The organism is Collinsella sp. TF07-1 (genome assembly GCF_003437235.1).
Taxonomy (GTDB): Bacteria; Actinomycetota; Coriobacteriia; order Coriobacteriales; family Coriobacteriaceae; genus Collinsella.
In genome coordinates this window covers 89,494-97,674 of sequence record NZ_QSRV01000004.1, presented here as the reverse complement: position 1 = coordinate 97,674, position 8,181 = coordinate 89,494, and the positions used below count along the sequence as shown (strand labels likewise).

Annotated in this window: 8 protein-coding genes; all 8 read right to left on the bottom strand. The window is 62.1% G+C overall.

Annotated features, from left to right (window positions below):
- Nucleotides 1-363: 363 nt before the first annotated feature.
- Entirely contained in the window at nucleotides 364-2,610 is a 2,247-nt protein-coding gene (locus tag DXC67_RS02795) for a polyribonucleotide nucleotidyltransferase (RefSeq protein ID WP_117637261.1), read from the bottom strand.
- Nucleotides 2,611-2,760: 150 nt separating this feature from the next.
- Nucleotides 2,761-3,039, bottom strand: a complete 279-nt coding sequence (rpsO, locus tag DXC67_RS02790; RefSeq protein WP_006235963.1) for a 30S ribosomal protein S15 — start codon at nucleotides 3,037-3,039, stop codon at nucleotides 2,761-2,763.
- A gap of 138 nt (nucleotides 3,040-3,177) precedes the next feature.
- On the bottom strand, nucleotides 3,178-3,927 hold the full coding sequence (gene recO / locus DXC67_RS02785) for a DNA repair protein RecO (RefSeq protein WP_117637260.1): 750 nt from the start codon (nucleotides 3,925-3,927) through the stop codon (nucleotides 3,178-3,180).
- A 12-nt stretch (nucleotides 3,928-3,939) separates the two neighbouring features.
- Entirely contained in the window at nucleotides 3,940-5,010 is a 1,071-nt protein-coding gene (gene era / locus DXC67_RS02780; RefSeq protein ID WP_199410564.1) for a GTPase Era, read from the bottom strand.
- A gap of 12 nt (nucleotides 5,011-5,022) precedes the next feature.
- Nucleotides 5,023-5,400 carry a diacylglycerol kinase family protein gene (locus DXC67_RS02775; protein ID WP_022094706.1) on the bottom strand — a complete coding sequence of 126 codons (378 nt, stop codon included), beginning with the start codon at nucleotides 5,398-5,400 and terminating at the stop codon, nucleotides 5,023-5,025.
- Nucleotides 5,401-5,409: 9 nt separating this feature from the next.
- The gene (ybeY, locus tag DXC67_RS02770; protein ID WP_117637259.1) at nucleotides 5,410-5,919 is read right to left on the bottom strand and encodes an rRNA maturation RNase YbeY; all 510 of its coding nucleotides are present in this window, start codon (nucleotides 5,917-5,919) and stop codon (nucleotides 5,410-5,412) included.
- Nucleotides 5,916-6,902 carry a PhoH family protein gene (locus DXC67_RS02765; RefSeq protein WP_117637258.1) on the bottom strand — a complete coding sequence of 329 codons (987 nt, stop codon included), beginning with the start codon at nucleotides 6,900-6,902 and terminating at the stop codon, nucleotides 5,916-5,918. Before DXC67_RS02765 ends, ybeY begins: the two co-directional genes overlap by 4 nt.
- Complete coding sequence (locus DXC67_RS02760) at nucleotides 6,883-8,175, bottom strand: MiaB/RimO family radical SAM methylthiotransferase (protein ID WP_117637257.1); 1,293 nt, start codon at nucleotides 8,173-8,175, stop codon at nucleotides 6,883-6,885. The genes DXC67_RS02765 and DXC67_RS02760 overlap by 20 nt, the downstream gene beginning before the upstream one ends.
- Between the last annotated feature and the right edge of the window lie 6 nt (nucleotides 8,176-8,181).

Below are 8,181 nucleotides of genomic sequence, written 5' to 3'. Positions count from 1 at the left end.
GGAACTCGCGATAAACTTCATCAGTGCCCGCCCCACGGGAAACCTGCCAAAAAGGGACAGGTTTATTTTGGTCGGTTTTATCTGGGAAGATGCTGCTGCGGCTATCTACAGATCTGAAATCTGACTACTGAATAGACTGTCTAACTAAATAGCGAGCGGCACTAACCAGTCCTTTTGCTTGCGCCCGGGAGGGCCGCATATGAAGTTTATCGCGAGTTCCGCACGCAAAGGAAAGCACTTAATGTGCTTTCCGTCTTGCGCAGGACTGTAGAGCAGGAAACTTCATATGCGGCCCTCCCGGGCGCAAGCAAAAGGGCGACCCCTGTCCGGAGTCGCCCTTGCGGTGCTGGTTATGTACGGCTGTTACTCGGCGTCGTGGTGGCGGCGGGGCTTGCGGCCTCCGTTGTCGCCGGGACGGCGCGGACGGTCGCTGCGCTCGGAGCGCTCGCGACGCGGACGCTCACGACGCTGGAAGTGCTCGCCGTCGCCCTCGGAGGCACCCTCGGCGCGAGCCGGGGCCTCAGGCTTGTCAAGACGATCGAGCGAGATCTTGCCACGGTCGTCGACCTCGATGACGACGACCTTGACCTCGTCGCCCACGTTGAGGACGTCCTCGACCTTCTCCACGCGGCCCTTGGCGACGCGGGAGATGTGCAGCAGGCCGTCCTTACCGGGCAGCAGGTTGACGAAGGCGCCGAAGGGCTGGATGGAGACCACGCGACCGGTGTACTCCTCGCCAGGCTCGGGAACCTTGATGATGAGCTTGATACGCTCGACGGCCTGGTCGACGGACTCGCCGGTGCCGCCGACAAAGACGGTGCCGTCCTCCTGGATGTCGACCGAGGCGCCGGTCTCGTCCTGGATGCCACGGATGACCTTACCGCCGGAACCGATGACGTCGCGAATCTTGTCAGTCGGAACCTGGATGGAGACGATACGCGGAGCGGTGCTGCGCGTGGTGTGGCGCGGCTCGGGGATCACATCGAGCATCTTCTGCAGGATGAAGGCGCGGCCCTCCTTGGCCTGCTGCAGGGCGCGGGCCAGGATGTCGAAGGTAAGGCCGGTGGCCTTGTTGTCCATCTGCAGGGCGGTGATGCCCTCGGTGGTGCCGGTGACCTTAAAGTCCATGTCGCCCAGGAAGTCCTCGAGACCCTGGATGTCGGACAGGACCACGGTCTTGCCCTCCTCCTGGATCAGGCCCATGGCGATACCGGAGACCGGGCGCTTAATGGGCACGCCGCCGTCCATAAGGGCGAGCGTGGAGCCGCAGGTCGAAGCCATCGAAGAGGAGCCGTTGGACTCCATGACCTCGGAGACCACGCGGATGGCGTAGGGGAACTCGTTCTCGTCGGGGAGCACCGGAAGCAAAGCGCGCTCGGCCAGGTTGCCGTGGCCGATCTCGCGGCGCTTGGGGCTGCCCATGCGGCCGGTCTCGCCGGTGCAGAACGGCGGGAAGTTGTAGTGGTGCATGTAGCGCTTGCCCTCGGCGGGCTCGATGGTATCCAGACGCTGGCCCTCGTTGAGCATACCGAGCGACAAGACGGAAAGCACCTGGGTCTGGCCACGCTGGAACAGACCGGAGCCGTGAACGAGCGGCAGGTAGTTATCCTTCACCATGATGGGGCGAATCTCATCGGCGGCACGGCCGTCGACGCGCTCGCCGGTCTCGACGACCATGGTGCGCATGGCCTTCTTCTCGAGCTTCTTGAGCGCCACGGGGATCTCGCGCTCCCAAGCGGCCTGCTCCTCCTCGGTGAACTCGGCACGGATGGACTCCTTCAGAGCCTCGACCTTACCGATACGGGAGAGCTTGTCGGCGTCGCGAAGGGCGGCTGCCATCTCGTCGTAGTGGGCGAAGATGCGCTCCTGGACCTCCTCGACGGGCTGGTCGAGCGGGTACTCCTTCTTGACGATGGCGCCGTTGACCTGCTCCCACTCGGCGACAAACTCGTCCTGAGCCTGGCAGAAGGCGGCAAGGGCCTCCTGGCCAAACTTCATAGCGGCAAGCATGTCGTCCTCGGAGATCTCCTCGGCGCCGGCCTCGACCATCGAGATGAAGTCGGCAGAGCCGCCCAGCTCCAGGTCCAGATCGGAGTTCTCGCGCTCCTCATAGGTGGGATTGACGATAAACTCGCCGGTCTCCACGTTGCGGCCGATGCGCACGCAGGCAAGCGGGCCCTCGAAGGGCACGCCGCCGAGCGTCATGGCCAGCGAAGCACCCATGACGTTGATGACGTCAAAGGGGTTGACCTGGTCGGCGACGAGCGAGGTGGCGACGATGTGCACCTCGTTGCGGAAGCCATCCGGGAAGCTCGGGCGGATCGGGCGGTCGATCATGCGAGCCGTGAGCGTGGCCTTCTCGCTGGGACGGCCCTCGCGCTTAAGGTAGCCACCCGGGATGCGGCCGGCGGCGTACATCTTCTCGTTGAAGTCGACGGTCAGCGGGAAGAAGTCGTAATTCTTGCGCTCCTTGGAGACGACCACGGTGTCGAGCATCGTGGTGTCGCCCTGCTTGACCAGACAAGCGCCGGTGGCCTGCTTGGCAAGCTCGCCGGACTCAAAGGTGTAGGTCTTGCCGTACAGCTCAAAGGTCTTGGATACGAGTGTCATTGTTCTCCTTTACCCCACAGGCCCCTTGCCTGCGGGCTTCTCATGTGACGCGGGCCCCCTGCCCCCGCCACGCTTCAGAGCGTGATTGTTCACGCCCTTACACAAAAAGAGCGCCCCGCTGCGCAGGACGCTCTTAGCATGTACAAATCCTTACTGGATGTTGTCGCGGATGCCCAGAGCCTTGATGAGCTCACGGTACTCGACAATGTCGTTCTTCTTGATGTAGGAGAGAAGACGACGACGACGGCCAACGAGCATAAGCAGGCCACGACGGGTGTGGAAGTCCTTCTGGTGGGACTTCATGTGCTCGGTCAGCTCCTTGATGCGCTCGGACAGGATGGCGACCTGAACCTTGGGGTTACCGGTATCGACCGGGGAGTTACCGAACTGGGCGGTCAGCTCCGCCTTACGCTCTTTGGAAACAGTCATTGTTTCACCTTTCGTTTCGCGTCGCCTGTGGGCGACTCCATTCGCCTCGGACTGGGAAGCCGCCGGTGGAGCGAACATCCAAGGTCGAGGTACCAACAGGTCGGTATGTTACCACAAGCGGCGCGCGCCTGCGCATCATCACCGACCCAACATGAATTCCATCGCACGGAGCCGCTGATCGGTGTGCGTGGCGGCCCAAACATGCGAAAGCCCCAGCAAAAACGCAGCCGTATGCGGATCGATCTGCTCGTCCATAAGGGCATCGAAGGTCATGGACATCAGAGCGCGCAGCCATGCGACCTCGCCGACCGATACCAACTCGGCGCCAGGCACGCTCGAGGCGCACGACCCGCACAGAAGCCCGCCGGCCTGGGCCGAGAAATGCGAGAGCATGGGATCGCCGCACGAGACGCATGCCGAGAAATCGGGGCGGTAACCAACGTGCGACAGCAGTTTAAAGACAAAGGCCGCCACGAGCAGGTCCATATGTGCCGAGTCGAGCCCGCAGCCGACAAGCGTGAGCGCCCGCTGCGTGATGGCAAAGGTAAATGGATCCTCGGCATCCTCGAACGAGCACACGCGCGCAACCTCGGCAATCGCGCTGGCGGCACAGATCGTCTCGTAGTCAGGAGCGGCACCGAGTGGCGCCTCCATAAGCTCCGCCTGAGAAACCACGTCGAGCGAGCGACCACGCGCGAGCAGCATATCGACGGTACAGAAAAGCTCGCAGCGGGCCGCAAGGCGACCGCCGGGCTTACGCGCGCCCTTAGCCACGGCACGCACCTGCCGTCCCCGTTCGTCGAGCATGGTCAAGATCAGGTCGGTTTCCTTGAGCTTCGTCTTGTCGAGGACGAGCACCTTTGTGCGATATGTGCGAGAGCCTGCCATGAACGCCGAGGCTTAATCTTCGGCATTGTAGCCAAAGCGGCGGATCTGTGCCTCGTCATCGCGCCAGCCGGCCTTGACCTTCACGTCGAGCTCCAAAAAGACCTGCGTGCCAAAGATACGCTCAAGGTCGCGACGGGCATCGATGCCGATATGCTTAATCATCTCGCCGCCCTTGCCGATGATGATGCCCTTCTGCCCCTCGCGCTCGACGTAAATCGTGGCGTGCACGCGCAGAACCTTCTTAGTCTGCTCGAGCGCGTCACAGATGACGCCCACGGAGTGAGGGATCTCGTCGCGGGTGCGACGCAGAACCTTCTCGCGTACAAACTCGGCCACGAGGGTCTCGTCGGACGCGTCGGTGCCCATGTCCCCAGGGAACCAGCGCGGGCCCTCGGGCAAAAAGTGAGCGACGGTCTCGATAAACGCATCGACGTTGAAGTTCTTGACCGACGACGTCACGATCTCGTCGTCGTATTCCATGAGCTCGTGAGCGGCCTTGAGCTGTTCCATAACCTGGGCGGGATCGGCCTCGTCGGCCTTCGTAAGCACCAGGACCTTTTTGGAACGGGCGCTCTTGACACGCTCGGCAACCCAGGCGTCTCCCCTGCCGATGGGTTTGGTGGCGTCGATCAGAAACGCGACGACGTCTACGTCATTGAGCTCAAACAGGGCGCTCTTGTTGAGCTCGGATCCCAGGCCGTCCTTGGGCTTGTGGATACCCGGAGTGTCAACGAAGACCAGCTGGTAACCGGGGCGGTTGACCACGGCGCGCATACGGCGGCGGGTCGTCTGGGCCACCGGAGAGGTGATGGCGACCTTCTTGCCGTAACAGGCATTGAGCAGCGTGGACTTGCCGGCGTTGGGGCGACCGACCAGGGCCACAAAGCCGCTGCGGAAACCGGGTTCCACGTCGCCAAAGCCCACGAGGCTCTCATCCTCGTCGCACAGGGCATCGAGTTCCTCGTCGCTCATACCCTCAAACGGATCGAACTCCTCGACCACGTCAAACGAATCGGCACCTTCAGCCTCGTCCAGGACCTCGTCATCCAAAACTCCATCGGTAGGCTGCATATTGTCGGACATGGGAATCCCTTTCTAAATAAAGTCGAGCGCGTGGGCAAAGACAAGCAAGCCAACGATCGCGGCGGTAATGGAAAGAACGTATACAGAGGCAGCGGCGATATCCTTCGCGCGCTTGGCCAGCGGATGCAGCTCCTGGGTCGCCAGGTCCACAATCGCCTCCATGGCGGTATTGCACAACTCGCCGTGAATCACCAGGCCGCAGCAGATGATGACCGTAGCCCACTCGGCAATATCGAGCCCCACGATGCAGCCGGCAATGACGGTGCACACGCCCGCCACGAGCATGACCTTGATATTGCGCTCGGTCTTGACGGCAGTGACGAAGCCCTCCATCGCGTATGAGAACGACTTTAAAAAGGACGGATGGTCCTTGTTCGATCCGGGAATCATAGACGGCTCCTAGTCGTGGGCATGATTGGTTATGGGGCCGACGTGGACGAGTTTGGGGTCCTCGCCGCGCTCAAGCGCCAGGTCGCGCAGGATGGCATCCTCGCGTGCCTCCATGACCTCGGCCTCATCGTCCTCGATGTGGTCGTAACCCAGCAGGTGCAGCATTCCGTGCACGAGCATCAGTCGGCACTCATCGGCGGGGCTGTTGCCAAAGCCGGGGGCCTGGCGGGCAATAACCTGCGGGGCCAGGATAATATCGCCGAGCTCGAGCGTCTCGTCGGCGGGAATGTCCTCGTCAAAGGCCGAGTCACATTCAAACGAGAGCACGTCGGTCGTGCGATCGATGCCGCGCCACTCGTGGTTGAGCTCATGCATCTCGTCCTCATCGACATACGAAAGGGAAATCTCGACCTCACGCTCAACACCCTCGGCGGCAAGCACAACTGAGCAGATGTGCTCCACCTCCTGGGCATCGAGCAGCGTATCGAGCTCGGCATCGTTGCTGATCAATACACTCAACGGGACTCCTTTCGATCGTGTGCGCGCTGCTCACGCGCATCGTCGTATGCATCATAGGCCTCAACAATACGGCCCACCAGGGCATGGCGCACCACATCGGCGCGCTCCAGGTGAGAAAACGCCACATCGTCGACGCGACCCAGAATTCTTTCGACATCGGCAAGACCGCCGCGACGACCCACCAGGTCACGCTGGCTCAGGTCGCCGGTAATCACGAACTTGGAATTAAAACCCAAACGCGTCAGGAACATCTTCATCTGCTCGGGCGTCGTGTTTTGCGCCTCATCGAGCACCACAAAGGCATCACTCAGCGTTCGACCGCGCATGTAGGCGAGCGGGGCAATCTCGATCACGCCACGCTCCATAAGCTCATCGGTGCGTTCGCGATCCATCATGTCAAAGAGGGCATCATAGAGCGGGCGCATATACGGGTCGATCTTTTCCTCGAGGGTACCGGGCAAAAAGCCCAGGTTCTCCCCCGCCTCGACAACCGGGCGCGTCAGGATCAGGCGGCCAACCTCATGGCGCTTGAGCGCGGCGACGGCGAGTGCCATGGCCAGATAGGTTTTACCGGTACCGGCGGGACCGAGGCCAAACGTGATGGTAGAAGAGCGGATGGCATCCACATAGCGCTTTTGACCGAGCGTCTTGGGGCGGATAACGCGACCGCGGTACGATAGCAGCACGTCATCGCGCAACGACGAGGCATCATGCTCGCCGTCGCGCAGAACGGCCAGACAGCGCGAGACATCATCGGCAGAAAGCGTGCGCCCGGCATCAGCCTCACGAAAAGCATGTTCGAAAAAACGCGCGACCAGCTCGACCTCGTCCGGATCACCGCTCACGGCAACGCTGTCACCGCGGGCAACCACATGGGCGTGCACCAAGTTCTCGAGCGCACGAAGGACGCCGTCGCCGGCGCCCAAAACGCGCGAGGGGTCGATACCCTCGGGAACGGTAAGTCTAATCTTCGAGGCTTCCATGAACCTCCCTGCGTGCATGGACCAAGCCGGAATCATCGACTCCGATGATAGCAACATCGAGCAGGCACGGGGCTGTGAGTCCACAGGTATCATCAAGACGGGCATGATGGAACGAACCGAGCGTCAAATTGTCACCGTACTCAAGCACGGCGCGCTCGACGGTACCCGCGCGACGGCGGGCATCGGCAACCGCGAGCTCCTGAGCCGCCGCGCGCATGCGACGGCTGCGCTCGGCCATGACCTCGGGCGGTACCTGGTCGGGCATGTCGGCGGCGAGGGTGCCGGGGCGTTTGCTATAGCGGAACACGTGCATGCGCGAAAAGCCCACGCGACGGCACAGGGCCAGCGACTCCTCGAACTCCTCGTCCGTCTCGCCAGGAAAACCGACGATGACGTCGCACGAAAGTGCAGCCTGTGGCAGGTTAGCGCGAATCATGCGCACCGTGTCCTCGAAGGCCTCAGCACTATAAGGACGGCCCATGCGATGCAGCGTCGCCGTGCAGCCAGACTGCACGGGCAGGTGCAAAAACGGCGCGATACGCTTCGGATAGCGAGCCATCACCTTGAGCAAGCGCTCGGAAATATCCATGGGCTCCACCGAGGAGATGCGCACATGGGCGATCTCGGTGCGCTCCATGATGGCCTGGAGCAGCTCATCGATCTCGACATGTTCGTCGGTCGCGCTCTTGCCGTCATAGGCACCCAGATTCACGCCGGTCAGCACGACCTCGGGCACGCCGGCCTCCTGGGCTTCACGCACCTGTTCGAGCACGGACTCGACGGGCACGGAACGCTCGGGGCCGCGGGCCTTCCACACGATGCAATAGGTGCAGCGGTGGTTGCAGCCGTCCTGGATCTTCACGCCCAGCCGCGAACGACCGAGCGCATCGACCACGTCGCCATCGCTGCAGGCGGGCACGCTATCGGATTCGACACTCAGCACCTCGCAGACGCGCTCGGCAACATCAATCTTGGACGGTTCGGCAATCACGCGATCGGAGAGCTCCAACAGCTCCTCGGGATGCAAGTTGACGACGCAGCCGGTTACGACCACGTAAGGCTCGCCCGGATAGGCCAGCGCATGGCGGACGGCCTTACGGGTCTTGGCCTCGGCCTCCCCCGTCACGGCACAGGTATTGATAACAATCAGTTCTGCATCCTGAGGCTCCACCATTGCAAAACCCAGGCGCATAAGATCGGCAGTAATACGGTCGGACTCAACCCGGTTGACACGACAACCGAGGTTGACAACAGAGATATGAGGTGCGAGCACACGGGC

What these genes read in the sequence shown, in the direction of transcription:
- DXC67_RS02795 (WP_117637261.1), bottom strand. Translation starts at nt 2,610, where the DNA reads ATGACACTCGTATCCAAGACCTTTGAGCTGTACGGCAAGACCTACACC.
- rpsO (WP_006235963.1), bottom strand. Translation starts at nt 3,039, where the DNA reads ATGACTGTTTCCAAAGAGCGTAAGGCGGAGCTGACCGCCCAGTTCGGT.
- recO (WP_117637260.1), bottom strand. Translation starts at nt 3,927, where the DNA reads ATGGCAGGCTCTCGCACATATCGCACAAAGGTGCTCGTCCTCGACAAG.
- era (WP_199410564.1), bottom strand. Translation starts at nt 5,010, where the DNA reads ATGTCCGACAATATGCAGCCTACCGATGGAGTTTTGGATGACGAGGTC.
- DXC67_RS02775 (WP_022094706.1), bottom strand. Translation starts at nt 5,400, where the DNA reads ATGATTCCCGGATCGAACAAGGACCATCCGTCCTTTTTAAAGTCGTTC.
- DXC67_RS02765 (WP_117637258.1), bottom strand. Translation starts at nt 6,902, where the DNA reads ATGGAAGCCTCGAAGATTAGACTTACCGTTCCCGAGGGTATCGACCCC.